Annotated in this window: 33 protein-coding genes; 14 read left to right on the forward strand and 19 right to left on the reverse strand. The window is 52.7% G+C overall.

Annotated features, from left to right (window positions below):
- From ABI361_10230 to ABI361_10240, 3 genes are all read right to left on the reverse strand, one after another.
- The coding region (locus ABI361_10230) for a TCP-1/cpn60 chaperonin family protein (protein MEO9321040.1) at positions 1 to 178 on the reverse strand (178 nt) is incomplete at its 3' end.
- Positions 179 to 276: 98 nt separating this feature from the next.
- Positions 277 to 702 carry a thioesterase family protein gene (locus ABI361_10235; GenBank protein MEO9321041.1) on the reverse strand — a complete coding sequence of 142 codons (426 nt, stop codon included), beginning with the start codon at positions 700 to 702 and terminating at the stop codon, positions 277 to 279.
- A gap of 66 nt (positions 703 to 768) precedes the next feature.
- Positions 769 to 984, reverse strand: a complete 216-nt coding sequence (locus ABI361_10240; protein MEO9321042.1) for a hypothetical protein — start codon at positions 982 to 984, stop codon at positions 769 to 771.
- Between the two features lie 357 nt (positions 985 to 1,341).
- Between ABI361_10240 and ABI361_10245 the strand changes: the two genes are divergently transcribed.
- Together ABI361_10245 and ABI361_10250 are read left to right on the forward strand one after the other, a co-directional pair.
- Entirely contained in the window at positions 1,342 to 1,620 is a 279-nt protein-coding gene (locus ABI361_10245) for a 50S ribosomal protein L44e (GenBank protein ID MEO9321043.1), read from the forward strand.
- A gap of 3 nt (positions 1,621 to 1,623) precedes the next feature.
- On the forward strand, positions 1,624 to 1,821 hold the full coding sequence (locus tag ABI361_10250; GenBank protein MEO9321044.1) for a 30S ribosomal protein S27e: 198 nt from the start codon (positions 1,624 to 1,626) through the stop codon (positions 1,819 to 1,821).
- Here the strand turns inward: ABI361_10250 and ABI361_10255 are convergent.
- From ABI361_10255 to ABI361_10275, 5 genes are read right to left on the reverse strand one after another with little or no spacing between them, the layout of a single operon-like run.
- Positions 1,777 to 2,442, reverse strand: a complete 666-nt coding sequence (locus ABI361_10255; protein ID MEO9321045.1) for an NTP transferase domain-containing protein — start codon at positions 2,440 to 2,442, stop codon at positions 1,777 to 1,779. The genes ABI361_10250 and ABI361_10255 overlap by 45 nt on opposite strands.
- Positions 2,439 to 3,236, reverse strand: coding sequence for an adenosylcobinamide-GDP ribazoletransferase (gene cobS / locus ABI361_10260; GenBank protein ID MEO9321046.1), 798 nt, complete (start codon positions 3,234 to 3,236; stop codon positions 2,439 to 2,441). Before cobS ends, ABI361_10255 begins: the two co-directional genes overlap by 4 nt.
- Positions 3,237 to 3,243: 7 nt before the next feature.
- Entirely contained in the window at positions 3,244 to 4,203 is a 960-nt protein-coding gene (locus ABI361_10265) for a cobalamin biosynthesis protein (protein ID MEO9321047.1), read from the reverse strand.
- A gap of 14 nt (positions 4,204 to 4,217) precedes the next feature.
- Complete coding sequence (locus ABI361_10270) at positions 4,218 to 5,078, reverse strand: cobyric acid synthase (GenBank protein ID MEO9321048.1); 861 nt, start codon at positions 5,076 to 5,078, stop codon at positions 4,218 to 4,220.
- Complete coding sequence (locus ABI361_10275; GenBank protein ID MEO9321049.1) at positions 5,071 to 6,201, reverse strand: histidinol-phosphate transaminase; 1,131 nt, start codon at positions 6,199 to 6,201, stop codon at positions 5,071 to 5,073. Before ABI361_10275 ends, ABI361_10270 begins: the two co-directional genes overlap by 8 nt.
- Before the next feature lie 135 nt (positions 6,202 to 6,336).
- On the opposite strand from ABI361_10275, the gene asd reads away from it, so the two are divergent.
- Positions 6,337 to 7,413, forward strand: a complete 1,077-nt coding sequence (gene asd / locus ABI361_10280; protein MEO9321050.1) for an aspartate-semialdehyde dehydrogenase — start codon at positions 6,337 to 6,339, stop codon at positions 7,411 to 7,413.
- Positions 7,414 to 7,490: 77 nt separating this feature from the next.
- Positions 7,491 to 7,955, forward strand: a complete 465-nt coding sequence (locus ABI361_10285; GenBank protein MEO9321051.1) for an Lrp/AsnC family transcriptional regulator — start codon at positions 7,491 to 7,493, stop codon at positions 7,953 to 7,955.
- A gap of 134 nt (positions 7,956 to 8,089) precedes the next feature.
- Here ABI361_10285 and ABI361_10290 read toward each other — a convergent pair whose 3' ends face one another.
- The gene (locus ABI361_10290; protein ID MEO9321052.1) at positions 8,090 to 8,278 is read right to left on the reverse strand and encodes a hypothetical protein; all 189 of its coding nucleotides are present in this window, start codon (positions 8,276 to 8,278) and stop codon (positions 8,090 to 8,092) included.
- A 146-nt stretch (positions 8,279 to 8,424) separates the two neighbouring features.
- On the opposite strand from ABI361_10290, the gene ABI361_10295 reads away from it, so the two are divergent.
- Entirely contained in the window at positions 8,425 to 9,315 is an 891-nt protein-coding gene (locus ABI361_10295; protein ID MEO9321053.1) for a heme o synthase, read from the forward strand.
- Positions 9,316 to 9,320: 5 nt separating this feature from the next.
- Here the strand turns inward: ABI361_10295 and ABI361_10300 are convergent, their stop codons facing one another.
- Both ABI361_10300 and ABI361_10305 read right to left on the reverse strand, forming a co-directional pair.
- A complete protein-coding gene (locus tag ABI361_10300; GenBank protein ID MEO9321054.1) occupies positions 9,321 to 10,043 on the reverse strand; it encodes a ribosome biogenesis protein in 723 nt (240 codons plus the stop codon).
- A 49-nt stretch (positions 10,044 to 10,092) separates the two neighbouring features.
- Positions 10,093 to 10,509: a hypothetical protein gene (locus tag ABI361_10305; protein MEO9321055.1), complete on the reverse strand. Its 417-nt coding sequence runs from the start codon at positions 10,507 to 10,509 to the stop codon at positions 10,093 to 10,095.
- Between the two features lie 94 nt (positions 10,510 to 10,603).
- On the opposite strand from ABI361_10305, the gene ABI361_10310 reads away from it, so the two are divergent.
- Both ABI361_10310 and ABI361_10315 read left to right on the forward strand, forming a co-directional pair.
- On the forward strand, positions 10,604 to 10,933 hold the full coding sequence (locus ABI361_10310; protein ID MEO9321056.1) for an RNase P subunit: 330 nt from the start codon (positions 10,604 to 10,606) through the stop codon (positions 10,931 to 10,933).
- 110 nt (positions 10,934 to 11,043) lie between these two features.
- Entirely contained in the window at positions 11,044 to 11,226 is a 183-nt protein-coding gene (locus tag ABI361_10315; GenBank protein ID MEO9321057.1) for a hypothetical protein, read from the forward strand.
- Between the two features lie 209 nt (positions 11,227 to 11,435).
- On the opposite strand, the gene ABI361_10320 is transcribed toward ABI361_10315, so the two are convergent.
- From ABI361_10320 to ABI361_10330, 3 genes are all read right to left on the reverse strand, one after another.
- A complete protein-coding gene (locus tag ABI361_10320; GenBank protein MEO9321058.1) occupies positions 11,436 to 12,341 on the reverse strand; it encodes a DUF72 domain-containing protein in 906 nt (301 codons plus the stop codon).
- Between the two features lie 19 nt (positions 12,342 to 12,360).
- Positions 12,361 to 12,621, reverse strand: coding sequence for a hypothetical protein (locus ABI361_10325; GenBank protein MEO9321059.1), 261 nt, complete (start codon positions 12,619 to 12,621; stop codon positions 12,361 to 12,363).
- A gap of 496 nt (positions 12,622 to 13,117) precedes the next feature.
- Positions 13,118 to 14,929: a sensor histidine kinase gene (locus ABI361_10330; GenBank protein MEO9321060.1), complete on the reverse strand. Its 1,812-nt coding sequence runs from the start codon at positions 14,927 to 14,929 to the stop codon at positions 13,118 to 13,120.
- 197 nt (positions 14,930 to 15,126) lie between these two features.
- On the opposite strand from ABI361_10330, the gene ABI361_10335 reads away from it, so the two are divergent.
- Positions 15,127 to 15,711 (forward strand): nitroreductase family protein, encoded by a 585-nt coding sequence (locus ABI361_10335; protein MEO9321061.1) that lies wholly within the window; start codon positions 15,127 to 15,129, stop codon positions 15,709 to 15,711.
- Between the two features lie 6 nt (positions 15,712 to 15,717).
- Here ABI361_10335 and ABI361_10340 read toward each other — a convergent pair whose 3' ends face one another.
- Together ABI361_10340 and ABI361_10345 are read right to left on the reverse strand one after the other, a co-directional pair.
- Positions 15,718 to 16,311, reverse strand: a complete 594-nt coding sequence (locus ABI361_10340) for a hypothetical protein (GenBank protein ID MEO9321062.1) — start codon at positions 16,309 to 16,311, stop codon at positions 15,718 to 15,720.
- A 92-nt stretch (positions 16,312 to 16,403) separates the two neighbouring features.
- Entirely contained in the window at positions 16,404 to 17,714 is a 1,311-nt protein-coding gene (locus ABI361_10345) for a trypsin-like peptidase domain-containing protein (protein MEO9321063.1), read from the reverse strand.
- Positions 17,715 to 18,042: 328 nt separating this feature from the next.
- Between ABI361_10345 and ABI361_10350 the strand changes: the two genes are divergently transcribed.
- Positions 18,043 to 18,723: a cupredoxin domain-containing protein gene (locus ABI361_10350; protein ID MEO9321064.1), complete on the forward strand. Its 681-nt coding sequence runs from the start codon at positions 18,043 to 18,045 to the stop codon at positions 18,721 to 18,723.
- Between the two features lie 27 nt (positions 18,724 to 18,750).
- On the opposite strand, the gene ABI361_10355 is transcribed toward ABI361_10350, so the two are convergent.
- On the reverse strand, positions 18,751 to 19,029 hold the full coding sequence (locus ABI361_10355) for a hypothetical protein (GenBank protein ID MEO9321065.1): 279 nt from the start codon (positions 19,027 to 19,029) through the stop codon (positions 18,751 to 18,753).
- A 151-nt stretch (positions 19,030 to 19,180) separates the two neighbouring features.
- Here ABI361_10355 and ABI361_10360 point away from each other — a divergent pair, with 151 nt between their 5' ends.
- From ABI361_10360 to ABI361_10380, 5 genes are all read left to right on the forward strand, one after another.
- Positions 19,181 to 20,440: a patatin-like phospholipase family protein gene (locus ABI361_10360; protein ID MEO9321066.1), complete on the forward strand. Its 1,260-nt coding sequence runs from the start codon at positions 19,181 to 19,183 to the stop codon at positions 20,438 to 20,440.
- Between the two features lie 121 nt (positions 20,441 to 20,561).
- Positions 20,562 to 20,894, forward strand: coding sequence for a phosphoribosyl-AMP cyclohydrolase (gene hisI, locus ABI361_10365; GenBank protein MEO9321067.1), 333 nt, complete (start codon positions 20,562 to 20,564; stop codon positions 20,892 to 20,894).
- Positions 20,895 to 21,061: 167 nt separating this feature from the next.
- Complete coding sequence (locus tag ABI361_10370) at positions 21,062 to 22,279, forward strand: threonine synthase (protein MEO9321068.1); 1,218 nt, start codon at positions 21,062 to 21,064, stop codon at positions 22,277 to 22,279.
- A gap of 14 nt (positions 22,280 to 22,293) precedes the next feature.
- The gene (locus tag ABI361_10375; protein MEO9321069.1) at positions 22,294 to 23,628 is read left to right on the forward strand and encodes a ThiF family adenylyltransferase; all 1,335 of its coding nucleotides are present in this window, start codon (positions 22,294 to 22,296) and stop codon (positions 23,626 to 23,628) included.
- Between the two features lie 73 nt (positions 23,629 to 23,701).
- Positions 23,702 to 23,869 (forward strand): hypothetical protein, encoded by a 168-nt coding sequence (locus ABI361_10380; protein ID MEO9321070.1) that lies wholly within the window; start codon positions 23,702 to 23,704, stop codon positions 23,867 to 23,869.
- Positions 23,870 to 24,123: 254 nt separating this feature from the next.
- On the opposite strand, the gene ABI361_10385 is transcribed toward ABI361_10380, so the two are convergent.
- Together ABI361_10385 and ABI361_10390 are read right to left on the reverse strand one after the other, a co-directional pair.
- Positions 24,124 to 24,672, reverse strand: coding sequence for an AAA-associated domain-containing protein (locus ABI361_10385; protein MEO9321071.1), 549 nt, complete (start codon positions 24,670 to 24,672; stop codon positions 24,124 to 24,126).
- A gap of 13 nt (positions 24,673 to 24,685) precedes the next feature.
- Positions 24,686 to 25,555 carry an ABC transporter ATP-binding protein gene (locus ABI361_10390; GenBank protein MEO9321072.1) on the reverse strand — a complete coding sequence of 290 codons (870 nt, stop codon included), beginning with the start codon at positions 25,553 to 25,555 and terminating at the stop codon, positions 24,686 to 24,688.
- Between the last annotated feature and the right edge of the window lie 13 nt (positions 25,556 to 25,568).

Consider the following 25,568-nt stretch of genomic DNA (forward strand, 5'->3'; position numbering starts at 1 on the left):
CTCCGTCGTTTGTTATTGTCACGTCGCCCAGAGTATCCACAAGCATCTTGTCCATTCCTCTTGGTCCAAGGCTTGTCTTGACTATCTCGGCAACCAGCTTTGCGGCTGTTATGTTATTCTTTTGCGCGTCTCGACCCTTGTTCTCTTTGGTCCCTTCCTTCAGAATCAAAACTGGCATTCCGCCAGCGGTTGTTTGAATTGATGCCACTCATCTGTCACCTATAGAATAATTACATGAATCTAATACAGTCTTTTATATTTTGTCGTATTTCCGAACTAGCCCTCTAGCTGTTTTTGCTTTTCGGCGAACTTGGCCCTGAAGCGCGGGACGTTGATTATAAAGCGCTCATGCTTGCCCTCGCCCACTTTTTCGATATTGTCCCGCGCAGAGACCTCGAACATGACACGCCTGCCGTCTACAGAGACTATTCTTGCAGCCAAGTGCACCTTGGCTCCAACCGGCGTAGCGGCAAGGTGAACAATGTTAACAATAGTCCCAACGGAATCCCAATCGCGGTCGGGAATGACCTGCTCCTTGAGGAGCAGTCTGCAAGTCTCTTCCATCTCTGATATCATTGAAGGGGTTGAAAGGACATTTTCGCCTTCCCACAAAAAGCTTGTAGTCTGGTTAGAGTCAACCGTAATGGTTCTTTCCTTCAGTGCACCGATTTTAGCCGCAGCGGCTTCAGACGAAAACTCCATCACATTTTATGAAATATGCTGTTTATTTAAATAATCCAGGCGCCGGCCCGCTAGCATTTCGGAAGGTCAGAACTTGTGCCTCCTGGCATCGACCTTCTTTTCCTTCTCCTCTCGCTCGTGGTGAAGCCGGTCTTTTTCATGAATGAAAAGCTTGCCACACATCCTGCACTTGACTACATGGTGCTTGTGCGAGTCTCTCTCGTGCAGGACCAGCTCGTCATAGCTTCCAAAGTTCTTGTGGCAGTAATCGCATTCGGTCTGCTCGCGGTGGAATAGACCCATTATGAAACCACAAAAGCCAAGAGTTGGCTATAAAGATGATTGCCAGCCTGCCCGCACTGTGTAAGAATTACACAAAAAGGATTGAGGATTGCAAAATTAAAAAGAAAGGATAAGAGCCGTTCTCAGCGACTGCGTCTCAATCCTGAGATGATGGCGTAGATCAGTCCGACGCTCAGACCAAATGTTAAGGGGATCCATACGCCAAACGCAGCCGGCTCGATGGTTTGCTGAATCAGATTACCAAACGGCATTACCAGAATCACTGCAAGCTGCTATATTAGATTTTCTGCAGGGCATCTCGAGTTGATGCCAGATATACATTAAATTACCCTGAGCGGTCAAGTGGCTTTACTACCAATGAAAATGCAGAAGGAAATGCGCAAGTTCTGCCCGAAATGCAAGACCCACACTGTGCAGTCTGTCGCCCTGTACAAAAAGGGAAAGGACCGGACTGTGGCAGAAGGTGCGCGCAGGCACGCCGAGGACAAGAAAGGATACGGTGGTCAGAAATTTCCGGAGCTCAAGAGGACTGCCAAGACCACAAAAAAGATGACCTTGAGGTATACTTGCAAGACGTGCCAGAGAAAGACAATGAAGCAGGGCCAAAGAATACGCAAGCTGGAGATTGGTGCCTAGAACTTGAGGCGGGAGATTATCTCAATACCAAAGCCTCGCAGCAACTTTGTAAACGTCCAGTGTGAAAAGTGCGGAGAACAGGCGATCATATTCACCCACACCACGCAGGACATTCCGTGCAAAAAGTGCGGCGAACCACTTGCACAGCGATCTGGCTCAAAGGCTCTCATTTTCGGCAAGGTTCTCGGGTCTCTCGACTAGGAGCCTTCCGGCCAAATCCAGTTCAGCTATTGTATTCACGTTCACCGCCACTCCGACCTCGTCAATTAGAACGTAGGTCTCACCTATCATTTTGCCTACTTCGGCCGGAATGAGCGACGTATCAAAGAGCGTTATTCCAGAGTGGCAGCAAGTATTCTCCTCCCCATCTTCAAATCTCTTCAAAATAACGCTTGGGGTCAGCCCAAGCTTTTGCACATAATCCAGGCTGCAAACCGCCGAGGTTGCAGGAGACTTTTTTTCGGAGAGCCTGCTGACTAGAGAGTCTACAAGTTTGCCGTCCAGAAGGCAAATGTCAGCAGGGACAACCATAACAAGCTGGTCCCTGCACGTTCTCAGGAACTCTGCGAGATCTCTCGAGTATCCTTTGCCAGCAGTTTCAAAGTATTCTTGTCCTATGCTCTCTACGTGCCGTCTTGTCGCGGGGGTATTTGGAGAGACTATTGCAACCAGCCGCTCAAACCTGCCTGAGCTCTTCATCGCCGCAAGAACCCTGTCGACCATCGCGATGCCCTCAAGCTCTAGCAGCGGCTTTTCGCAGGATGCAAGATCTGCAGACCTCACTCTGGTGCCAAGGCCGCCACACATCACTGCGCCTATCAAATCCCAATCGGAACCCACGAGAAAATTACAATGAGCGAAGAAAGCCTGGCCAGTTCGTTTGACGCTCCAAGCACGTCACCGGAAATCCCGCCAAAGCTCCTGTCGGACGCGTACTTGACCACAGCGGCGACCGCAAGAGAGACGAGGACCGCCGCAAGTCCTCCCGCCCCGGCCGCAAACCAGACGATCGGAATTGTTATCGCTGTCGCAGCCACGACCTTGCGCGCGTCCTTCATGGCAGCGGTAAAAGGAGAGCTAAATCCCTGCCAGGCCGAAAGACCCCTGCCGGCAAGGACGACCATGACGTACTTCGCTATCACCTCTGCCGCGACGATGGCAGTAAAAATCCTAAAACCCGCGGGCCAGGAGGGGTTTGCGCTGCCGCTCGAATAGAACACGGAGATCATGCCCGCAAAATACAGTACAAGCGCCGCTACACCTGCCGAACCCACTGCAGGGTCGAGCATTGCCTTTCTTTTGACATCCTTGCCGCCTTTTGCCATCAGCCCGTCGGCAAAGTCTGCTAGCGCGTCGGTGTGATGAACCCCCGTCAGGATAACAAGCAGTGCGGTCACGAGAAGGCCGACTATGAGCGGATGCAAGAACAGCGCTGCCTCAAAGCCCGCAGCACCGACCAGTAAGCCGATGACCGCCCCTGCGACAGGAAACAGGTGCATGTTCCGGGCAACATAGTAGATGTCGTGCGCAGAGCCTTCGATCGCCTGCCCCGCCCGGGCCACCGGCAGGATTGTCAGAAAAGCAACGACTGACTGGACCGGCTTTAAAATACTCATTCGCATCTCAGGAGAAGAGTACGCCCCACCAGCCCGCGTAATAAAGCACGAACATTAACGGAAGCGAGAAGGCAAAGCAAAACAACACGGTCGTCAGCTTCATGATGGCGATGGCTGCATTGCATTTTTCAAGCGTCGCGGGTTCTTGGCCATCGCCCAGCGAATAGTGATCTATCTTTTCAAGCCTTATCCGGAGCGCGCCGGCCATGGATGCCATTGGAAAGCCAGCATTTGGACTCGCAGTGTTCCTATGATCCCTTGCCATTACGTACAGCGAGTTCTTCCAGTCCGCGCCAAGAATCCTCGCAGAGACTACCATCAACAGCGCAGTTATCCTTGCCGGCACATAATTTGCCGCGGTGTCAAGCCACGCAGACAACCAGCCGATTCTTGAATAATACTCGTCCTTGTAGCCGACCATCGAATCTAGCGTATTGATTGTCCTGTATGCCAGAGCGCCGGCCCCTCCAAACAGGGTAAAGTAAAAGATTGGCCCGCAAATCCCGTCCACGGTGCTTTCCCCGATGCACTCTATTGTTGCGGAAAGTATGTGGCCTTCGTCGAGATTGCGAGTATCCCTTCGCACAATCATCGAAAGGTTATTCCGCGCGCCGGCGAGATCGCCATTTTTCAGAGCCTCCATTATCGCCCCGGCGTGCCTTTCCATTCCGCGCACGGCAATTGCGACTTTCAGCACTAGGGCCGAAGAAACGACAAATGCAATGCCCCCTGCATAAATGTAGACGCCTTCCAGAACAAAATACGTTCCCGTACTGACGAGCCCAACTACCAGTACAGCAAACAATGCCCCGCGTAGCCGTTCACGGTGTTTTGCCTTGAGCCGCGGCACAAGACGCCCAACCAGCGCGCCAATCCAAGCGACCGGATGGAACTTGTTTGGCGGGTCGCCAAACGCCCAGTCCAGACCAAGCGCTCCAAAGAGCGAAGCGCCTGCCAGGACAAACATGTTGCCGTCCGGCGTCAGAGCCCGGCAGCCTCCGTAATCTTGTCAATGCGAGCATTGTCCTGGACCAGCTTGGCGACAAGTTGTATCTGCCATGCCCAGAATTCGCGCGGAGTATTGCCCTCGGATTCTCTACTCCTGCTTGAGCCAAGCGAGTCCTCGTCTGGAAGGTTGATGGTCGCCCAGGGGATCACGCCAAGAACCCGCTTTCTTGTTAATTTCTCGATATGCTTTATGGCAGGCTCCAGAAGCGATGCGTCGCCTCGGAATTTGTTAATCAAAAAGCCCTTTACGAGCTTTCTGTCAGCCGGTCCCAGAAGCTGCATGGTGCCGGCAATGCTGGCAAAGCAGCCGCCCCGCTCAATGTCTGCGACTATTATGACAGGAATTTCACCGGCCTTGTGTGCAAGGAGCATGTTGGCAATGTCGTATCTTGCAATGTTGACTTCTGCAGGCGAGCCGGCGCCCTCTATAACGACAAGGTCGTTTTCCCTGCGCAAGCTCTCAAGCGCCCGCAGGGCTGTCTTGAGGCCGGTCTGAAGTGCAAACTTTTCATAGTATTCCTTGGCATGCATCTCGGAGTAGAACTTGCCGTCAAGTATGACCGAGCTCCTATACTCTCCGAGGGGCTTTAGCAGAATGGGGTTCATTCTCGAATCCGGCTCTTTCTTTGCCGCCTCTGCCTGTATCGCCTGCGCAAGCGCGATTTTGCGACCAGACGAGGTGGTGAATAAATTCGATGACATGTTTTGCGCCTTGAACGGTGCAACCCTCAGGCCGCGGTCTGCAAATATCCTGCAGAGCGCTGTGACAAGCGTGCTCTTGCCTGCGGCAGAAGAGGTGCCCTGAACCATCAAAGTACGAGCCAGCTTAACCATCGGCGCCGTGCTCCATCTTGCGCAGGGACTTTAGCAGTTCGACGTTTTGCTCATGGCTCTTGACAGCAACCCTGATGTAGCCGTCTCCCATGCCAGCAAAGGTGCTGCAATCCCTTACCAGGACTCCTGTCTTCTTGAGCAGTCTGTCCCTGAATTTTGATCCACTAGAATGCACCGGCGACAGACCAACGAGGAAGAAATTTGCCTCAGACGGCATGGGATGATAGCTCCCCAAGCCGCCAGATTCGAAGATTTTTCTCATGTAACTTCTTTCCCTTGATATTAATGCGCGTGCACTCGCAAGGTATTTTCTGGCGGACTGAAGCGCGGCTACTCCGGCAGCCTGCGCGAGCCCGTTTACATTCCAGTGAATCCGCTTTGCATCAAGCCTCTCCGCGGTTTTCACATTTGATATGCTGTACCCAAGCCGGAGTCCGGCGAGGGCGAAAGACTTTGTCATGGACCTGAGGACGACTAGGTTTGCAAACTCTCCAGTCCTGCCAGAAAAACTGACCTGTGGCCTGCTGGATAGTTCGATAAAGCATTCGTCGAGCAGGACCATCGTACCCGGCAGTTCAGAAAGGATTCGCTCGATATCCTTTGGGGGTAAGGTCTGGCCTGTAGGGTTGTTCGGGTTACACAGAAACAGTGCACTTGCTCCCCTGGCTGCTGAAAGTATGGCCTCTGGGTCAAGCTCAAATGAGCCATCGGAAGTCCGCTCCAAGGGCACTGGTACAACTACGGCTCCTGTCCTCCTTGATGCCAGTTCGTACTCGCAAAAAGTGGGCGCGGGAACCAGCACCTTCCCCCGTACGAATGTCTGGGCGAACCAGTGGATAAGTTCTATCGCGCCGTTGCCGATACACAGCTGGTCTTCATTTACGCCGCCAAGGTATTTGCAGAGGCTTGCACGTAGCTGCTTGCACTGCGGGTCAGGGTACTCTGACGCAAGTTCGCCGGCCCTTTTGCGGATTGCCTCAATGGCTGCCGGAGGTGCACCCAGTGGGCTGACGCTCGAGCTGAAATCCAGCCTGACAAGGTCCCTGTCGACAGAGTATGCCCCGCCGTGCACGCACTGGGCATCTTCGTGCCGCTTTTGGACCGCAAGCATCTCCTCGCGCACTGGGTACTTGGCACGGTATTTAGAATTTGTCCAAAGAAATGGCCATTTCTCTTTGCTCAGGATTATCGCGCGTCAGTGTCGGGGGGCAAAAAGGATTATTACCTCGACGGGGACTCTGCTGCGAGGGAATAAAGAATGCTCAAGGTTGCAGTTATCGGCGCAACCGGCGCCGTGGGCCAGGAGTTCATTGTGGCCCTGAACAAGCACAAGTGGTTTCAGCTAGCTCAGATAGCCGCCTCGGAAAAGTCTGCAGGCAAAAAATACATCGACGCAATCAGGGATCCCAACTCGGGCATCCTGCGGTGGCACAACCGCGAAGACGTGCCGGATTATGCCCGGGACATGGTCGTCAGCAAGGCAAGCGAGATAAACCCGGAAAAGTTCGACCTTGTCTTCACCGCAATCGAGTCTGACGATGCTCAGGCAATCGAGCCCAAGATTGCCAAGACCACGCCGGTAATTAGCACCGCAGCTGCATTTAGGTATGAAAGCGACGTGCCAATCCTGATACCCGGCATAAACGACAGCCACGCCGAGCTCTTGAACATCCAGCGCAAGAACCGGAGCTGGAAGGGGTTTATCGCCCCGCTTCCAAACTGCACCACCACCGGGATGGCAATAACACTCAAGCCTATACTTGACAAGTTTGGAATCAAGAGGGTGTTCATGACATCCATGCAGGCGCTGTCCGGTGCAGGCCGGTCCCCCGGCGTGATCGCTCTTGACATAATGGACAACGTTATTCCGTACATTCCTAAAGAGGAAGAGAAGGTGCAAAGGGAGACAAAGAAGATCCTTGGCGGAATGGACTCTACGGAAATAACTCCGGCGGACTTTAAGGTCAGCTGCACCTGCACCCGGGTGCCGGTAATCGACGGCCACACCGAGTCCGTGTTTGTCGAGACAGTCAAGACAGCCGAACCGGAGGACGTAAAGAAGGAAATGCTGAGGTTCTCAAAGAACGTCTCTATAAAGAACCTGCCGGCTGCCCCGAAAGACTATATCATTGTGCACGATGACCCGACAAGGCCCCAGCCGAGGATAGACCGCGAGATTAACGACGGCATGACTACTGTGGTAGGCAGGCTGAGAAAGGACACCGCTTTTGACAGCGGCATCAAGTACGTCCTGCTCTCGCACAACGAGAAGATGGGATCTGCAAGGGGCGCCGTGCTTTTGGCAGAAATGCTCAAGGAAAAGGGCGTTCTCTAATTCCTTTTATTATGTCTGCACATTTTTGTAATTAATCTTTATTAACCCCTAAAAACAAATTATGTCTGGTCGTAAGATTGGGAAAAATTGATGATTTGGACATCAGAATTCTGGGCGAACTTGCAAGGGACGCCAGTATTTCAGTTCCCAAGCTCTCAAAAAAGATAAACGTCAACTCTTCAGTCGTCTACAGCAGGATAAAGCGCCTTGTAAAGAGGGGGCTTATCAAAAAGTTTACGATCATCATAAACGACGAAGCGCTTGGCTTTAACGTCAAGGCCCTGACGGGCATAAACATGGACTCAAAGCTCCGCGACAACGTGCTGAGCGAGCTGTTCAAGATTCCGGAGGTAAGGGAGGTTGCAGAAGTTACCGGCCGGTTCGACGTTCTGGTCACAATGAACGCCAGGTCTCTCGAGGAGATGCATCAGCTAATATCAGAAAAGATAGGGCGCATAGAGGGAGTGCAGAAAACCGAGACCTTTATCGAAATGAGAAAGACTGCGCGCGAGCTGGCATATCCTGCCTCGATTTCAAAGTGACCGTGCAGCCTATTAGGCTGAAAAAAAAAGAAAAAAAGAGCAGGCCAGAACCTTTCCTGCTATTTCTTTTATTGGGCCGGCGCGATTACCTGCACGTTCAGAGCAGCTGGAACGCCGTTAAGAGGAACCTCTGCCTAGTGGCAGTCTGAGTTTCCAAAAAGCACGAACGATGCGCCGGCGTCTGCATTGGTGAGTGGCACGTCATAGTTTCCGAGTTGCTGGGTGATAGTCCGGCCAGATACGCTCAGTTTGAACGATGGGCCTGTTTGAGATGCGAGACACAGGATTGTATTGCCATGCGAGTCCGTTGTCGGCAGGATCATTGCAGTGCAGGCCTTTGATCGATGCGGTGGCCAAGGCTGAAGCTTTGTACACTTTCTAGCGTGCGCCTGACGGCCTTCGAAAGCACGGGGGTGTGAGATATATATAACAATCACGCGCTGCAAATCTTGACTGCAGCGATTTGACGATACCTAGGCACGAGCTCAGTTCGGGTAACAGGGTCAAGAACTACTACGAGCTCACAAAGCCCAAGATCTGGTATCTATTGGTCTTTACTGCCTTTGGCTCCGCCCTGACCGCATCATTTCTCTTTCATGCCCCTATCAGCCCGGTCACCTGGGCTCTGCTTATCGGTGGAGTAGCCGCCGGTTCGGCTGCCGCTGATACGCTTACCGGTTACAACGACCGGGACATTGACGCTATTATGGACCGGACGCGGGACAGGCCGATACCGTCCGGGAGAATATCTCCCCAAAACGCTCTGGCGTTTGGCCTGGTCCTGGCCGGAATCTCGCTGGTGTTCGCGTGGTTTATCAACATCTGGGCCTTTGCGCTGATGGCCTTTGGGCTGTTTGACAACATCATCGTATACAGCAAGTGGCTCAAGCGCAGGAGCCAGACAAACATCATTCTAGGCGGCTTTTCAGGGGGCGCACCGGCAATGATAGGCTACGTGGCCGTCACGACACAGCATCCGGAAATCGGGCTAGTCATGGCAGGACTGGTCTTTCTCTGGATCCCAACGCACATCTGGAGCCTTGCCCTTCACGTAAAGAAGGATTACACTAAGGCCGGCGTTCCGATGCTCCCAGTAGTCTCATCCGAAAAAAGCTCCGTCAGGGTGATTGCGGGCACTACGCTAATGATGGTCGTCTTTAGCATTCTGCCCTTCTTCTTCAACCAGTTCGGCCTCATCTACCTGCTCACCGCGGGGGTGTTTGGAGCTGTAATGATAGCCCTCTCCGTCTGGCTGCTAGTCCGTCCAAGCGAACGCGCATCATGGACCGTCTTTAAATTTTCAAGCCCGTATCTCACGGCGCTGTTTATCGCCTTCATGGTTGACGCGTTTTTCAAATAGCGAATTTACTCTGCTTCGTCAACTTCAAGCGCCTTCTCGCATTCGTAGATTACCCTTGCAATGACGACGTGAGCCTCAAGGCCGTAATCGCTTATCGAGAATGTAAAATTAAACTTGGAGCTAGTCTTCTCTGAAAAGTGGCCACGTGGAAAGCCGCCGACTACTACTGCGCAGCCCGATTTTCCTGCGCTGTCCTCTTCCTCCCCTGCAGCGAGGCGTCCCGCCACGTCCTCCGCGGTGGTCCTGGTGCCGGCAGTTGAAAGGCCGAGAACCTGCACCGCGCCGATTGAATTAATGAGGCTCACAAGCGGCATGTCGTGTAATTTCAAAAGCACATTACCGTCTGCCTCGACAACCTTGTGACGGAAAAGGTCCATCATGAGGCCCTCAAAGCGAAAGTAGGATTTCGGAAGCCTCAGGTCAGGGCCGATGCTGACGACCTTGTCAGTTGCCGTGTGCACATAGACGTTCAACATGCCCGAAAGGTACAGGGGCGTTGACAGGGCCTCCATGAGTGCAAAGTGGACGATGTCCGGACGGCCGCGTTTTTCCGCCCCTTCCAGGCCTTTCATTGCAGCATGGTGGTAGCTCCGGTCAAGCAGCGTTTCGGCAGGACGCACGCCGAGGCGCTCGGCATGGCTCCTTACAGACGGGTGGCGAGTAATGCTGGCCGGGACTACTTCCAGCGCTGACTCGGCCAGTACAAGTGAAATAGTCGTGCCGTGGATCTGCGCAGGCGCCTATATATTGCAGGTACTTTTTTGCATGCCAACGTGGTCAAGAAGGTTCGGCAGATTGGGAACTTGCCCTTGACTTTCTTGCGTGCACAAGTTCCCTGAGGTGGTTGACATCTCTCGCAAGCTCACCGTCAGCATCCTCCTTTTGCCCGCTTGCAACAATGACTTCGCCGGGCCCAAACTTTGTTGCGCCAACATGAACCGGGACTTTGCTGTTCAAGACCTCAGCTATAAAGGCAAACGTCGCTGGATAGCCGGCCTCCTGCTCGTAGACGTACGTAGTCGTGCCCATGTTCGACAGCGCCTGAGGTTTCAAAGGCAGGACAAAATCCTGCGATGATATCATGTCTATCAGCTGATCCGCTAGGCGTCCGCGATTTGGATCTCTCGACGCCTTGGCACTTGCATACTCTCTTGAACGCTCTTCCAGGCCTGCAAACCAAGACGGACCGGCCATTTCTTACCTGATAACCAGCCGCATGCTAGATAACCATTCGCACGTATCATCGCTAATTTTATGAGCCGCAGTGATTCTAGGGATCAAAACCGCTTTGAAGAAGAAAAGCAGCAGGGCGAGGCGCATCGCACAGGAGCGCGTCGAGATACTTGTCAACCATGCCCGCAGGGAGCAGGACACCGAGCTTGCCGAGAGGCAGGCTGCTACGGCTAGGAAAATAGCAATGCGCGTCAGAATCAGGATTCCTTACGAGCATAGGCAGCTCTTTTGCAAAAAATGCAAGAGGCTCATAGTGCCGGGCAGAACTTCAAGGGTGCGTATAGGCCGCACCCGCGTCAAGGCTATCAGGATCACCTGCCTTCGCTGCGGCCACATTTACCGAAAGCTTGTACAAGCGCGCCAGCCTTCAGGAAATCTGCGATAATCTTTCACAGAAACATATGTTATTGGTTTTTCCACTAGAGTGCCTGAAGCGATCGGGAGAGTAGTTACACAACATTCTTCTAGAAGAGGCCGATTTATTAATAAAGCAAAATGGTCGCGCGCTACCAGATAAAGTGCAAGAACTGTGGCCACGTTTACCCGTCGTCTATCAACGTATCGGATAAGGGTGCAGATCTCGACAAGCTCTTGCGGCGGAGCAGGGTCAAATGCCCGAAATGCAGTAAAATCTACCTGTACTCGGAAAGCGACTATCTCGTCCCACCGGGCATCTAGAAGTTAATCATATATCACGAATAATTCTTAGCGTTGGCAGTTGGCGCGCCACGACACCTGCCACCTCTGCGGGCAGCCTTGCACAGAGCCGATAATGGTCCGTGACAAGCGCGGCGCTCTCCACAGCTTTTGCTCAGGCGAATGCGAGACAATGTTTTTTTCCGGCTCGTCCAGCCGAGAATGAACATCCTCTGCATTTGCGCTTATTTTCAAACGAGCTTCATCTGGCTTTGTGCTGCTGTGAACGCCTGCCTGACACGCTCCATTGCCTGCAGGCTATCCGGCTTTAGGCTCTCGCCTATCATTTGTCTGAATTCCAGGGCGTTCTCTGCAGCGGCTCCTCCGTAGTGGTTGTTAAAGTAAACCCTGACTATTCTGATTTCCTGGTTATCAGCGAGCGACAGCACTTTTTGCGCCCAAGGCCTGAGCTCTTGCTCCGTATACCTGTAGTTGTACCAAAAGCCCTTGTTTCTTCCGTGCAGTCGAATAAACGCGTGGTCCGAAGTAACCACGGGCTCTGACAGGTAGCCCAGCGCGGGGTCGGGAGAGTCTGCCGCTACAGCTGCAACATTGTATTGCTTTAGCATCTCCCAGGGCCCTTCTGTGTGCCAAGAGGGGTGCCGGAATTCAACGGCAAGGTCAATATCTGAGGCCGGCAGCCTCTCAAAAAAATCTTCAACCTGGCGAAAGTTGTCGACGGAAAAGCTAGGCGGAAGCTGGAACAGGATGGCGCCAATCTTCCCTGAATCCTTCAGCGGCGCGATTCTCTGGAGAAATTCTCCAAAGGCCTGGATGGCCCCCTGCTTGATGTCAAGCCGCATCTTGTGCGTAACTATCTCGGGGACCTTGACTGAAAACTGAAAGCCGGCGGGCGTTCCAGTTGCCATTCCCTCAAACGTCCCTCTTCCCATCTTGGCATAGAATTTCTCGTAGAATATCGCGTCAAACTCAGCGGTATCAAAATGCTGTGAATAGTACACAAGCCTCTTCGTCGAAGCGCTGGGATAAAACGTCCCGACCCATCCTCCCCTCTCAAAGCGATCGCCGTAATTCCAGCCCGAGCAGCCTACGATAGTTCGATTACCGGCCTTTGCAGGATTGCCGTGATGGTTCAAGCTATCCAGTTACGTCCGGCTAGTGGGCGAGGCCGCCTGCCTGCCATGCTTGTGTTATCCTGGACTCTTTTCCACCGGGAGCACCTCTACCGTCCAGCTTTGCAAAGCCCCAATGCTTCCGGTATTCTTGAAGAAATGACTGTTTGATTAGTTCTACCAGACCCTTGAGCTCTGCTATGTCGTTTAGGTCGTTAAGAAGAATTGAAGAAAAGCCAAGCGACTCTAACTCGCACACTAATACTGTTTTTTCTGCAGACCTGACTTGGGAAGTCCTTGGCACGCACTCTTTAAAGTTGATCTGCTATATACGCATCGCGAATGCCTGCCCCGGCTTTCTGGTGTATTTTTCCGGAGCCAATGACACGTCGCGAACGCAGTGACGGCGATAGCTATGCTATAGCGGAATTGTGCCGAACTCGGAATGGCCCATTTCCTGCTTGTGGTCGTCGACATCGGAGCGGAAAAGAAAAGACGTCCTACACGATGTGCAAAAATAGATCTTGTCTAGTTTCTCTACTTGTGTGGGATTTTTCAAGTTATGCAATTATCATGCTTAAACTGGGCTTTACTATAAAATGCCTGTGGTACAGCACTCGTTAACAAAATTCTGAATATACTTTGCATAATTCCGCCTGAAAGTTCACCGCAGCCCGTCTTTGGGAGCCCACCAGGCGATTTTATCTTACTTGTTATGCACGGCTGGCGGAACTCGGCTGGTTTTGGAAATTACCTTAACAGTTCGCCCCTCTGGCCTCGCAAGCGGAGATAAAGCAGGCCTATTTGGGGCTCTCTTGCTCCTTAATGTTCGTCGCCATCGGGATTGTAAAGCAAAAAGTTGCCCCCCTGCCGTCTGGATTGTTCTCCCCCCATATCTTGCCGCCGTGCGCTTCCACTATGTTCTTTGATATGTAGAGCCCGAGGCCCGTACCAGAGTCTGACTTTGTCGAAAAGCGCGTAAAGAGCTTGGGGAGGATTTCAGGGTTAATGCCGGTCCCTGTGTCTCTGACCTTCACCAGAATCTGGTCGTCAGCCCCCTCGTTGACAATTTCAGCGCTCACGGTTATATTCCCGTCGCGCGTGAACTTGATTGCATTTCTGAGAAGGTTTGAAAGCACCTCGAACATTCTGGACTTGTCTGCTTGGACATACAGAGGTTCCGCCGATTTCTTCTCAAATACGATCTTGACGTTCTGCTCCTTGTCGATAAAGGCCTTGACATCCGCAATTACGTTCTCGATCTTGCTGTTCATCTCAACGAGCTCCTTGGACAGCTTCATGGACCTGCTCTCTATTCTGGCCGCTTCGAGGAGGTCAGAGGTGAGCCTGCCAAGCCGCTTTGCATTGCGGATAATCATTTCAAGCTCGGCGCGCGTCACGGTCGTCTGCTCGTTTCCGCCCTCCAGCTCGGACTCGAGGAGTTCCGCGGCCCCCAGAAGCGGCTGAACCGGCGTGCGGAGCTCATGCGCAGCGATATTGATAAATTCTGTTTGCAGCCTGTCGTGCGTCTGCAGCTCCTCAACTGCAGCCTTTAGGTTGGAGTTAGTCTGCTCCAGCTCCTTTGTCTTGCGCTCTACCAGGCCCTTCAGGTGATTGTTCCATGAAAGTATAACAACAACCACGCCTACTGCAAGCGCCCCTATTACGATTGTAACTAGATTGCCAAAAGTTCTCTGCTGGTCGATCAGCGTCTGGACGCTGCCGGCAAAGTTGTGTACAGACGTGACGTAAATAATGCCCAAGTCCTTGCCTTCAATGTGAACCGGCTCGTATGCTATTGTGCCCGTCTGGCCTTGGTATGATATATCCTCGGCTCCAGAGCCACCCTGCAGCGAGTTGTGCAGAAATGAGTTAAAGGCCGGCTTTAGGTCGTCGGGGATCTTGGACTGAACCTCGGAAGCAAAAAAGTTCTTGCCAATTAATGACTGGTCGGTGGAATAAAGCACAACGCCGGCCCGGTCCATCATTCCTACGGAGCTTTTCAGGTTAGGCGAGATCTGACTTTCGAGGTACTTTCCGAGCACCTCAAGCCGTATGGCCGCGGCTACCACGCCCTTGAAATTTCCACTCTGGTCGAGCAGCGGATACGATATGAATACCCTGGGGATGTTGTCATTTGATACTATCGCCGTACTAAAGTAAATGTCATGCGTCGCCTTCGGCTGCAGAAAATATGCTCGCTGGCTTAGGTCCGTGCCTTTGTACTGGGAATACTGATCAGGTGTCAGGTTGCTCAGCCATACCAGCGTTCCGTTCTGGTCAAGCCACTGGTAAAAGTCGGTAATGTCCTGCGTGGTATTCTGCGCTCCCCTCAGCACGGTCTTTGCTCTAGAAATGTCGGCAGGATTGTCAAATGCGGTGCTTGAAGCAATGACCTTGAGGTTGTTGGTTATGGCTTCGACCTTGTTCGCAAGCACCCTTGACAAGTCGTGGGCCTGGATTGCCGAATAGTTGCGGATGTTGTCAGCCGCGACCTGTCTTATCTCATTGGTCGTGGAGACAGAGTACTCGTAGCTGGTAATACCGAGCGCGACTGCGGCTCCAGCAACAACTATTAGAATTGCAAGGTTGCGGCCAGGATAATTCTGCATCCTCGGCAATGTCTGCTGTTAAACGCCTCGCAGCGGGCAAATAAAGATGTAGGCTATAATGTTATAGAACTCCTTGCAGTGCCGGCTGGGCTGCATCCGTAAGCCGACTGACGGCATTTTTATACAAGACTGACATCATTCAGCCTTAAAATGCCATCACATACCGCTGCATTGATTGCAAGCTGGAGGGCCTGAAATTGTCCACTGCAGGCGAGCGCAAGACGGACTTTGCGATAAACAACCTGATTCTGAACAGGTGGTCGCCGAGGTCAATGACCGGGGAGGAACTGACCGAGAGCGAGCTGATGTCCCTTTTTGAAGCTGCTAGATGGGCGCCTTCTTCGGGAAACGCCCAGCCTTGGCGGTTTATCTATGCAAAAAAAAGCTCCCCAAGGTGGGGCACCTTTCTAGGGCTGTTAAACGATGGAAACAAGGTCTGGGCCCAGGACGCGGCTGTTCTCGTGGCTGTGGTCTCGCGCAGGCTAAACGAGGCAACAGGCCAGCCGTCAAGGACGTACCAATTTGATGCAGGGGCCGCCTGGGAAAACCTTGCCTTGGAAGCGTCAGGCAGACGACTCGTGGCCCACGGCATGGCCGGTTTTGATTACGAGAGGGCGAGAAAAGAGCTCGGGGTGCCTGACGTTTTTGACGTGATGGCGATGGTCGCAATTGGCAGGCTCGGACCAAAGGAAAAACTCCCTCAAAAGCTTCAGGAGCGGGATGTTCCAAGCGGCAGAAAGCCTCTTTCTGAAATTGTGATGGAGGACGCCTTCAGACTTTAAGCTGCCTCACGAAAGCCCCTCTTTGTGAACCGCCGCAAGCCAGTTCTGGGCAATTTCCTGCTGCGCCTGCGAAAGGGAAATTTCGCCTGCGCAAACGCGTTCATGCAGCAAGTTTTCAAGCTTGTCCTTTTCCTTGAAATTGTCCGTTCCAAAGCCCGACTCGGGCCAGAAGTTGCGCACGTCTTTTGGCGCGCCGCCAAGCTCCAGCGGTATTAGGTGGTCATATTCATAGTTGCTTGGCGAGTCTGTCAACCCGTATGCCTTCATGGAAGCCAGTTTCATCGGATTTGTGACGCTAGCAGGCGGCCGGACCGTTTCGGTATATCCAGAAACGCAAATGGTCTGGTGTATGTTTGCCTGGGATATCCGCGGGTCAGCCACACCGGGAGTGCACCTGGCATCAGGGAGCGACGCATTAACCCAGTGGCACTGGCCAAACGAGTACGTTACGTTAGACGGACCAGCGGGCTGGTTGGAGGCTTGTTGCGATGGCGCCGGAACATAAGTTCTGGTAAGATGCTGACTGCTGGCAGACAGGAATGCCATAATTCCAATGGCGACGAGAACTCCGACAACTATTGCCATCCGTCTTCCGTCCATAACGAGACACCAGTTTAGTCTTCCACCTTTTAATTCAGACGGAGCAAAACATGCGTCTGCAAAAATCTCTTAAAAAAAGAAGAAAAGGGCGGCTAGCCAGTTGTGTTGGCCTGCGGTCTCGTACCCAGCGTTACCGGGATTTCGATACTCTTGCCGTCGCGGAGGATAGTAAAGTGCGCAGTGTCTCCGACCACCTTGTGCTCCTCAATGTAAAATATCACGTCCTCTATCCTTTTCACCTGCTGGCCGTCAACTGCGGTGATTATGTCTGCATTTTTGATCTTCTGGGTGTCGTCGCTGCTTGTCGTCGCGCTGCGAATGCCTGCCTTTGCCGCGGGACCGTTTGGAACCACTTGTGCTACTACCGCGCCCTTGGTGTTATGTGGGAGGCCCAGGCTGTTTGCGATCTCGGGCGTCATGTTGGTACCAGCGATCCCCACCCACGGGTGGTTGTAAGTCCCGTCCTTTATCAGGACCGCGACTATTCTTTGAATGCTATTCGAGGGTATTGCAAATCCAATTCCAGAAAAGTCGCCGGTGTTCGACTGGATAGCGGTGTTCATGCCTACTACCTCGCCGTTCGTGTTAAGAAGAGGGCCGCCAGAGTTTCCGGGGTTAATTGCAGCGTCTGTCTGAATGACGTTTGGAATTGAAAATCCGATGTCCTGGTTTGGAAGCAGCCTGCCTACCTGGCTCACGATGCCTGTAGTCATGGTGTCACTAAGGCCGAACGGGTTGCCTATTGCGATGACTTGCTGGCCGACCTCAAGCGCGGAGGAGTTGCCTATTGGCAGGGCGGGAGAGTTCTCTGAGCTGCTGTTGTATGCAGTGTCGTCTATCTGAAGGACCGCAATGTCGCTGTACTTGTCTGTGCCTATCACCTTGGCGGTGTAAGTGTTGCCGTCAACAAAGGTTATGTCAACGCTGTTTGTTCCATCGACCACGTGATTGTTTGTAACAATGTGGCCGGCAGAATCATAAACAAATCCTGACCCGAGTCTTTCAGACTGGCCCTGGAGCGGGTTTCCATTGATAATGATATTTGGATTAGAACTTGTGACCTTGCTGGTAATCTGGACGACAGAGTTGTTCACATGCTTGAAAAGCGAAATGAGATCCGAATTAGCCTTAGGATTTAACGCGCTGCTATCGGTCCCCGAAGGCGTTGGCTGACTGGATGCAGGCGTGTTGGAAGGCGCCGTGCTCGGGACCGATAACTGAGTGCCTGTTGAAGCGGATGAGTTGTCCGTGCTAGAATTCTCTTGGCGCGTGAGAAGCTGGGGTACCTGCGGATTGATGCGCTTCAGGAGGCTGGTAGTGCCCGGCACATAGTACTGTGCGGCGGCAAAAACGGCGACAGCTACAATAACAATGGCTGCTGCTACTGGGATTGCCTTGTTCATACTATAGGGTCACTCCTCTTATGTGGTGACTTTTTGTCTCCGATATAGTGCCTATTTTTGTCTGCTGATTGTGCATATCTGGTAATAGATATTGCCAAATATGCTTATAATCCTTTGATTAACAAAGTTACCCGCTCCTGCAAGAATCACCGAAAGATAGGCTATTGTCGAATAGATTTCCGCGCATAGCTGCGGCGCAGGCTGGCATTCTCGGCTATGTGACAACAAGCTGGGACAAATTCTAGCAAGCTCACTAAACTCTTTATCTGAAGTCCCCTGCTGATGGCTATGTTATTTCGCAGACCATGCTTGCGAGGCAGAACTGTCCGTGGGTCTGCTACGGTACCCTGTCGGGTCTCTTGCATGCAAGAGGCTGTTGGACATTTGCTTGGCAGCAGGTGAGAAAATTGAAGAATTCTCATTTCGCCGAGTCAGCGTGCTAAAAACTCAGAAGTATCAAAACCTAAATACGGCGGAGAAGCGAGCGGTACTTGGCAATACCATGAAAAAGAAGCAGCAGTCGCGCCAGTCCACGGCAAAGGTTACCAAAAAGCGCGTTATAATCTACGGGACTATCGGCGCGATAATTGCTGCAATTGCAGTTTCCGCGTACTCTTCATCAGTCCCAGTTAACGTCAACTACCCTGTCTTTGGGTTTGCCAACAACCACTTTATCAGGGCTTCATATAGCCAGACATCCGGCTACGTCTGGGTCAGCGCGTCGTCTGGCAGCGTAAAGGGCATGAGAGGAAGCAACGGCGCCGGAGTGGAAAACCCCACCTACATTTTCAACAAGGGGGAGCTAGAGTCGCTCCACATCACAAACGATGATCAGACGACGCATTCGCTGCACAATTTCAACATTAATGAGTTTAACGTGCATACGGCCAACCTCACGTCATTTGGCTCACAGAGCCAGACTATAACATTCCTTGCAGACAAGACCGGCACCTTCAACTACTACTGCCAGATTCACCCCGAAATGAAGGGCGAGATCACCATCCAGTAGGCGCCCAACCGGGTTCTAGAATCGCTATTATTTGGTCGTATTTCCGGCCTGCGTGATATTCCTGAGTGAGGGAGGGACGTTTAGAAGAGAGGTTGGAACCGGCGGCTGCTTTGGAAGGCCATACTGGTCCCTAAGCTGTGCCTGTTGCTGAACCAGCCGCTCCGAAGAAAAGGTCGGACCGATATGCCCAAACCAGATGTAGAGGACTATAACGATAGACAAGCTGATGCCCATCACGAGAATTGAAAGTGCTACGGTTTTCATCGCCGGACCATAGCCTGAAGGCTGTTCTTCCTTTGGAGCCATTAGCCCGTTGCCTCCGCAAGAAACACAGCCACAAAAGGCAGTTGCATTTCCCGTTCTATCAGGGGACGCCTGTTCTAATAAAAACCTGTCGTGAGAATTGCCGTGGGAAAGGTACCAACACAAATATCCTCCGGAGTCTCTTCCAAAGCTGATGGCCACTATGCCTGTTACCACTTATACGGATCTCAAGATTCGGCACGCGGACACACATCCATCGGAGACAGTGCTTGTGATGCAAGGCGGGGGATCGCTTGGCGCATACGAGTGCGGAGTGTACAAAACGCTATGCAACCACGGCCTCACATTTGACATTGTCGCCGGAACCTCGATCGGGGCCATCAACGCCGGGATTATTGTCGGCGCAAAAAAGGGAGTCGAGCCGGCCGCCGCGCTTGAGAACTTTTGGCTTGAGGTTGCCGACACCGTCACTCCGTCGTTTGCCTCAGATTATTATCGCGCGCTCTTTGCCGCGGGGCGCTCTGCCATGTATGGAAATTCTAAAGTTTTCGCCCCATGGTGGCTCGACCCAAAGTCCAACGGCAGCAGAACATCGAACGGTGGCGGCAGGGTTTTTTCAACTGTCTTTGACCCGGCGGCGCTATACCAGGACCCCGCGGCCATAAAGTCGCCGTACCTTTACAGCATTGACCCGCTAAAAAAAACGCTCCGCGAGTACATTGACTTTGAAAAGTTTTCCTTCGGTGGTGGAAACCACGCCCGGCCCAGGCTGATTGTCACATCCACTGACATCAAGACAAGCGAGGCAATAGTGTTTGACAGCCTCTACACTAAAATCGACGCCGACCACCTTGTTGCGTGCGCAGGCTTTCCATTCTACGGCATCGCATGGACAGAAAAGGACGGCAAGTATCTATGGGACGGAAGCCTGCTGTCAAACACTCCCCTGCGCGAAGTCATCGACGCCTCGCCAAAGCGCGATAAAAAGGTCTACATTGTTAGCCTTTTCCCGCACATTCAGGAGCGGCTGCCGGAAAACATCGCCGACAGCTGGCACAGGGCCCGTGACATCATGCATACAGACAGGACTGACCAGGACGTCAAGATGTCAAAGGCAGTCACGAAATATCTGCTTCTGCTAAAAGAAATGCATGACATTTTGGCAAATGCCAAGCTTGAAGGTGAGCTTGAGAAGAGGTTTCTGGCTGTAGAGCCAAAGTACCACAAGATTGCTGACGAGCGGGGCGCCATCATCTCGGACATTGTCAAGATAGAGCGCTCCGAGGACGTCCACTTTATTTTCGAAGACGCGGATTTCTCGGTCGCAACGATAAAGAAGTTGATAATGCAGGGCGAACAGGACGCGGAGAAGGCGCTGGCAGAGCACCAGCGATCAAAGGAGCTCCAGGCCGTGAAGGACAGGATCGAGAAGGGCGGAAAGCCGGCGGGCTGATTGCTTGCAGTGGAAAGAAAGGGGTATAGCTCCAGCTAATTGTCACAGCTCAAGCTAACTTGTTACGGGCAACGCATACAAATACCCCTTTGACCATAACGTGCTGGTACCGGCGATTCTCATGAACACGAAGGCTTTGGGTGAAATAGACTTTTCAAAGAGAAATGGGATAATCCCAGTCATAGTACAGGACAGGCAGACCAAGGACGTCCTGATGCTTGGATACGCAAACAAGGAGGCACTTCACAACACCGTCAAGTCGGGCAATGCGTGGTTCTGGAGCACTTCAAGAAACAAACTCTGGATGAAGGGGGAGGAGTCGGGCAATGTCCAGCCGGTCAGGGAGATCCTCGTTGACTGCGATTCCGACGCGCTGCTTTATGTCGTAGAATCGGAGAAGCCTGTGTGCCACACTGGCAACCGATCATGCTTCCATAATATATTGCAGGAATGACTCGATTATGTGTCGAAGAAGCTAACTTGGAAGGCAAAGTTGTAATTTCCATATAGTTTTTGGAGTTTAGTACTGCAAAATAACGTGCCTGAAAAATTTAGTAATACTAAAATTGCTATCAGTGATGTTTTAATTACCTACTATTAGCTGTTGAGTGGAAAAAAGTCATGGGAAGTATCAGGACGCTGAAATGCAGAGAATGTGGCAAGGAGTACGGGCCTCAATTTCGATATGTCTGCGAGGACTGCTTTGGTCCTCTTGACGTAATGTACGACGCCCCGCCCCTGACCCGACACTCCTTTGATTTAAGAGAAAAGACGTACTGGCGATATTTTGAGCTCCTGCCCATCGCGGACAGGTCAAACATAGTGAGCCTCAACGCAGGCCTTACCCCGCTGCAAACGGCGGACAGGCTAGGAAAGGAGCTCGGGCTCGGCTCTCTCTATGTAAAGAACGATTCTGTGAACCCGACTTTCTCGTTCAAGGACAGGCCGGCGGGAGTAGCGGTGTCTCGCGCAAAGGAGACTGGACTCAAGTCGGTCGGCTGCGCGTCAACAGGCAACCTCGCAGCAGCTACTGCTGCGCATGCCGCCAAAGCCGGACTACCCTGCTATATCTTTGCGCCTTCAGACATCGAGCACGTCAAGATTGCTCAGGCTCTTTCATACGGAGCAGAATTTGTCGCTGTCGAAGGAACTTACGACGACGCCAACCGCATCGCGTCGATAATAGGCGATTCAAAGGGCATAGGCGTCGTCAACATAAACATGAGGCCCTACTATGTGGAGGGCTCAAAGACGCTTGCCTACGAGGTGGCAGAGCAGCTTGGCTGGGAGATCCCCGATACGCTGATAGTGCCGGTCGGAAGCGGCGCCATGCTCAATGCGATCTGCAAGGGCTTTGAAGAGCTCGAGTCGCTTGGGCTCGTGCAGGGCGTCAAGGACCTGAGGATAGTAGCGGCGCAGCCCCACGGCTGCGCGCCGGTGGTCGACGCCTTCAAGCGCCACAGCGACGAGATAGTGCCAGTCGAGCGCCCGGAAACAATTGCAAAGAGTCTGGCAATAGGCGATCCAGGAGACGGCATCTATGTATTGCGCAGGCTCAAGCAGTATAACGGAATCGCAGAGGAAGCGGTGGACGCAGAGATAGTCGATGGCATATTGCTGCTTTCCAAGACCGAGGGAATTTTCACCGAGCCGGCTGGAGGGGTTTCGATTGCCGTGCTTCGCAAGCTGGCCGAGGAGGGCAAAATCGACAGAGATGAAAAAGTTGTCTGCTATGTCACCGGCAACGGGCTCAAGGCCACCGAGGCAATAGTTGGAATGCTGCCCAAGCTAACAGCAGTCAAGCCTGACGTGGCGCAAGTGTCGGCAATGATTCGATAGGAGAGTGGGAGATATTGGCCAAAGTGGAATTTACAGTCCCGTCTGTTCTAAACAAGGGCCAGGGAGAAAAAAAGCTGTCACTTGAGGCGGCTGACCTTCAGGAGGCATTCACCAAGGTCTCGGACCAGATGGGTGAGGACTTTAAGCGCCGGGTCTTTGACCTAAACGGCAAGCCGCGGTCGCTTATCAACATATACATCAACGGCAAGAACATGCGCTTTGGCGGCGGCATGGCGGCGCAGCTAAAGGACGGAGACACAGTCTACATCCTGCCCGCCGTCGCGGGCGGCGCAGAGCTGACAAGCGATGAATTGCAGCGGTATTCGCGGCAGGTCATGCTTGAAGAAATAGGCTTTGATGGAATGGAAAAGATAAGGTCTGCCAAGGTCTGCGTTGTGGGGGCAGGCGGCATCGGCAACCCCGTGATAACGCAACTTGCCGCAATGGGCGTTGGCAAGATCCGCGTCGTGGACAGGGACGTCATTGAAGTCACAAACCTGCACAGGCAGCACCTTTACACCGACGACGACATTGGCCGGGTCAAGGTCGAGGCGGCGGCTGAAAGACTGCGCAAGCTCAACCCTACTGTGGAGATAGAACCCGTGCCTACTTCGGTCACAAAATATACCGCCGAGGGCATAGTCAAGGGATTTGACATTGTTATCGACGCGCTTGACAGCGTGGACGCAAGGTATGCGCTCAACGACGCGTGCATCAAGTTCAACATCCCGCTGATTTATGCCGGCGCGCTCGGGATGCTGGGCTCCGCGACAACCATTCTGCCAAACAAGTCCGCATGCCTGCGCTGCATATTTCCTGCGCTAAACGAGGACGACATGCCTGCCTGCAGCACCGAGGGCGTCCACCCGTCGATACTCTACATCGTATCCGGCGTCCAGGTGTCCGAGGCAGTCAAGATAATCACCGGCCAGCAGCCTTCGCTCGTAAACAAACTGCTTTACATCGACCTGAACGAGCTTTCCTTTGAGCGCGTGCAGATGTTCCGACAGGAGGAGGATTGTCCAGCGTGCGGCAGCGGTGCAAAGACGCCGCAGGTCGCGGCCAAGGAGCTGATAATAGAGGAGCTGTGCGGCAGAGACAGGGGCAAGCGCACCTGGACCGTTACGCCCACTGATCCAGTTCCTGTTAACCTTGTGGGAATTATCAAAAATGCCGAGTCGCTCGGCTATCAGGTCAGGACGCGCGGCAGCCTGGGCATAACGGCAACCAACTCGGGCAAGCTCCTTTCCGTGAGCTTTCTATCAAGCGGCGCGGCCACCATTGTGGGCGCAAAGGACGAGGAAGATGCTGTCAGCATCTACAAGACCTTTGTAAACAGCTCCTCCTGACCGAACCCCCGACCTTTTCTCTTGAATAATGTTGGTCTGGGCTAATATGCGATATTTTCCACAAAGTCAGCTCATGCCTAGAGGAGTAAAAAAAGGGCTATCGACGCAAAAGTTCGATAGATGCGTCTCAAAGGTAAAGAGCAAAGGCTCTGCAAAGAACGCATACGCAGTCTGCAATGCCACAATGAGCGGCAAGTCCAAGACCAGACGAAAAAAGAGCAGCCGGAGCAAGAGCCGCTAGCGTTAGTCTCCCCGGCTTTTTTCTTGTCCTTTCTGTTGCTGCCTAATCTAGCTAAAAAACGGATATTTGCCAAGGATTAAGAAATCAAAACTGCGTGCGATTCCACCCGGCGTTCCTTCGCCGATGTTTGGCATTACAACTATCTGACGCCTTTAGTGTTCGGCAATGGCTTTCCATGGCTACACTGCGGTGCTTCTATAATCAGGCAACGATTCGACTGTTTAATCCCTGAAGTGTTGTACTTATTCCGCCGACTACAGCTTTTCCCGTAGGCTGATGGTCTCGTTGTTTGCGTCGTATTTTAGCACCAATCCATGCCTGCCCCACTCTATGAACCAGCCAAAATCGTTCATGGCGTCTCCATCACTGCTAGAACCCGCGGTTGAATTTTCGCTTGCCACAAAGTCCAAGAGCTCGTCCTTTGACAGGTCACGCTTGCCGGATTTCTTTACTGCGTCGGTAAATTTCTTGAAAGCGTCCAGACCAAGCACCATTTCACGGAGCATCTTCTTTTTCACCCGCGGACTTGCGGCGATAAAGAGGTGCCCCTTGTCGGTAAGCGAAACGTCTCCTGACTCGACCCGCAACAATCCAAGCATCTCGCCGGCTTCGACGATTGGCAAAAGGTCGTCAAGCTCAAGCCCCTGCTTGAGCGCGATGCCCGCGAGATCTGATTTGCTGCCCGCGTCGTCCAGCTTTTCAAGGAAGCCCTGCAGCTTTCCATAATGAGTTTTCGGTATGTTCATGTCTGTTTTTTGCTTTGCAGGCATCATGAGCGCCAGCAGACCATTTAAGTTTTCCAATATCCAACTGGCGTCAGGTTATCATCGTGGTTATCCTGTCCACGTACTCGTAGAGCGACTTGTCACGCTTCTCCCGTGGCCGGGGTAGGTCAATGTGAAGGTCATGCATTATCATGCCGGGCCGGGGGCTCATTATGATGACCCTGTCTGACATGTACACGGCCTCCTCAATGTTGTGCGTGACCAGTATTACTACTTCAGGCGTCGTGAACTTGTTGCTCCACAGCTTTAGAATTTCTTCCCGCAAAGACTCCGCGGTCAGAGGGTCAAGCGCGGAAAACGGCTCGTCCATCAGCAGTATCTCCGGGTCGGTGACAAGGGCTCTTGCGATCCCCACCCGCTGCTTCATGCCGCCGGACAGCTCTCTTGGATACGCGTCCTCAAAACCGTCCAGCCCAACTTCCTGAATTATTCTAAGGCTTTTTTCATGCCGCTGCTCCTTTGTAATATGGAGTGATTCTAGGCCAAACTCGACATTTTCCATAACCGTGAGCCAGGGGAACAGGCCGAAGGACTGGAATACCATGGCCATGAACGGGTTGACCTTGCCTGACATCTTTTCGCCCTTAAATATCACGTCTCCGCTGCTTGGCGAGTCAAGCCCCATGATTATGCGCAATAGCGAGGACTTGCCCGAGCCGGAAGGACCGACGATCGACATGAACTCGTTCGTGTTGACTGATAGGTTGATGTCTTTGAGGATGGTCAGTGTCTTGGCGTGCTGCGAGCTCCCGGAGACGTACTGCTTTGAGACGTTGCGCACCTCAAGTATTGGGCTTGCCGACGCTGGAAGCGAAGGATTCGCAAACGGGTCAAGCGACTTTCTGTCAATGGCATTGTCTGAAGGCACATTATCGAAACCATTTTCCCTCCGACTTGCCAAGAAAAGACGCGCC

It is taken from the genome of Nitrososphaera sp., from assembly GCA_039938515.1.
Taxonomy (GTDB): Archaea; Thermoproteota; Nitrososphaeria; order Nitrososphaerales; family Nitrososphaeraceae; genus Nitrososphaera.

Coding starts and splice junctions, on each gene's coding strand:
- ABI361_10235 (MEO9321041.1), bottom strand. CDS start 702: ATGGAGTTTTCGTCTGAAGCCGCTGCGGCTAAAATCGGTGCACTGAAG.
- ABI361_10240 (MEO9321042.1), bottom strand. CDS start 984: ATGGGTCTATTCCACCGCGAGCAGACCGAATGCGATTACTGCCACAAG.
- ABI361_10245 (MEO9321043.1), top strand. CDS start 1,342: ATGAAAATGCAGAAGGAAATGCGCAAGTTCTGCCCGAAATGCAAGACC.
- cobS (MEO9321046.1), bottom strand. CDS start 3,236: ATGAGTATTTTAAAGCCGGTCCAGTCAGTCGTTGCTTTTCTGACAATC.
- ABI361_10265 (MEO9321047.1), bottom strand. CDS start 4,203: ATGTTTGTCCTGGCAGGCGCTTCGCTCTTTGGAGCGCTTGGTCTGGAC.
- ABI361_10270 (MEO9321048.1), bottom strand. CDS start 5,078: ATGGTTAAGCTGGCTCGTACTTTGATGGTTCAGGGCACCTCTTCTGCC.
- asd (MEO9321050.1), top strand. CDS start 6,337: ATGCTCAAGGTTGCAGTTATCGGCGCAACCGGCGCCGTGGGCCAGGAG.
- ABI361_10290 (MEO9321052.1), bottom strand. CDS start 8,278: ATGATCCTGCCGACAACGGACTCGCATGGCAATACAATCCTGTGTCTC.
- ABI361_10305 (MEO9321055.1), bottom strand. CDS start 10,509: ATGGCCGGTCCGTCTTGGTTTGCAGGCCTGGAAGAGCGTTCAAGAGAG.
- ABI361_10315 (MEO9321057.1), top strand. CDS start 11,044: ATGGTCGCGCGCTACCAGATAAAGTGCAAGAACTGTGGCCACGTTTAC.
- ABI361_10330 (MEO9321060.1), bottom strand. CDS start 14,929: ATGCAGAATTATCCTGGCCGCAACCTTGCAATTCTAATAGTTGTTGCT.
- ABI361_10340 (MEO9321062.1), bottom strand. CDS start 16,311: ATGGACGGAAGACGGATGGCAATAGTTGTCGGAGTTCTCGTCGCCATT.
- ABI361_10345 (MEO9321063.1), bottom strand. CDS start 17,714: ATGAACAAGGCAATCCCAGTAGCAGCAGCCATTGTTATTGTAGCTGTC.
- ABI361_10355 (MEO9321065.1), bottom strand. CDS start 19,029: ATGGCTCCAAAGGAAGAACAGCCTTCAGGCTATGGTCCGGCGATGAAA.
- ABI361_10360 (MEO9321066.1), top strand. CDS start 19,181: ATGGCCACTATGCCTGTTACCACTTATACGGATCTCAAGATTCGGCAC.
- hisI (MEO9321067.1), top strand. CDS start 20,562: ATGAACACGAAGGCTTTGGGTGAAATAGACTTTTCAAAGAGAAATGGG.
- ABI361_10370 (MEO9321068.1), top strand. CDS start 21,062: ATGGGAAGTATCAGGACGCTGAAATGCAGAGAATGTGGCAAGGAGTAC.
- ABI361_10380 (MEO9321070.1), top strand. CDS start 23,702: ATGCCTAGAGGAGTAAAAAAAGGGCTATCGACGCAAAAGTTCGATAGA.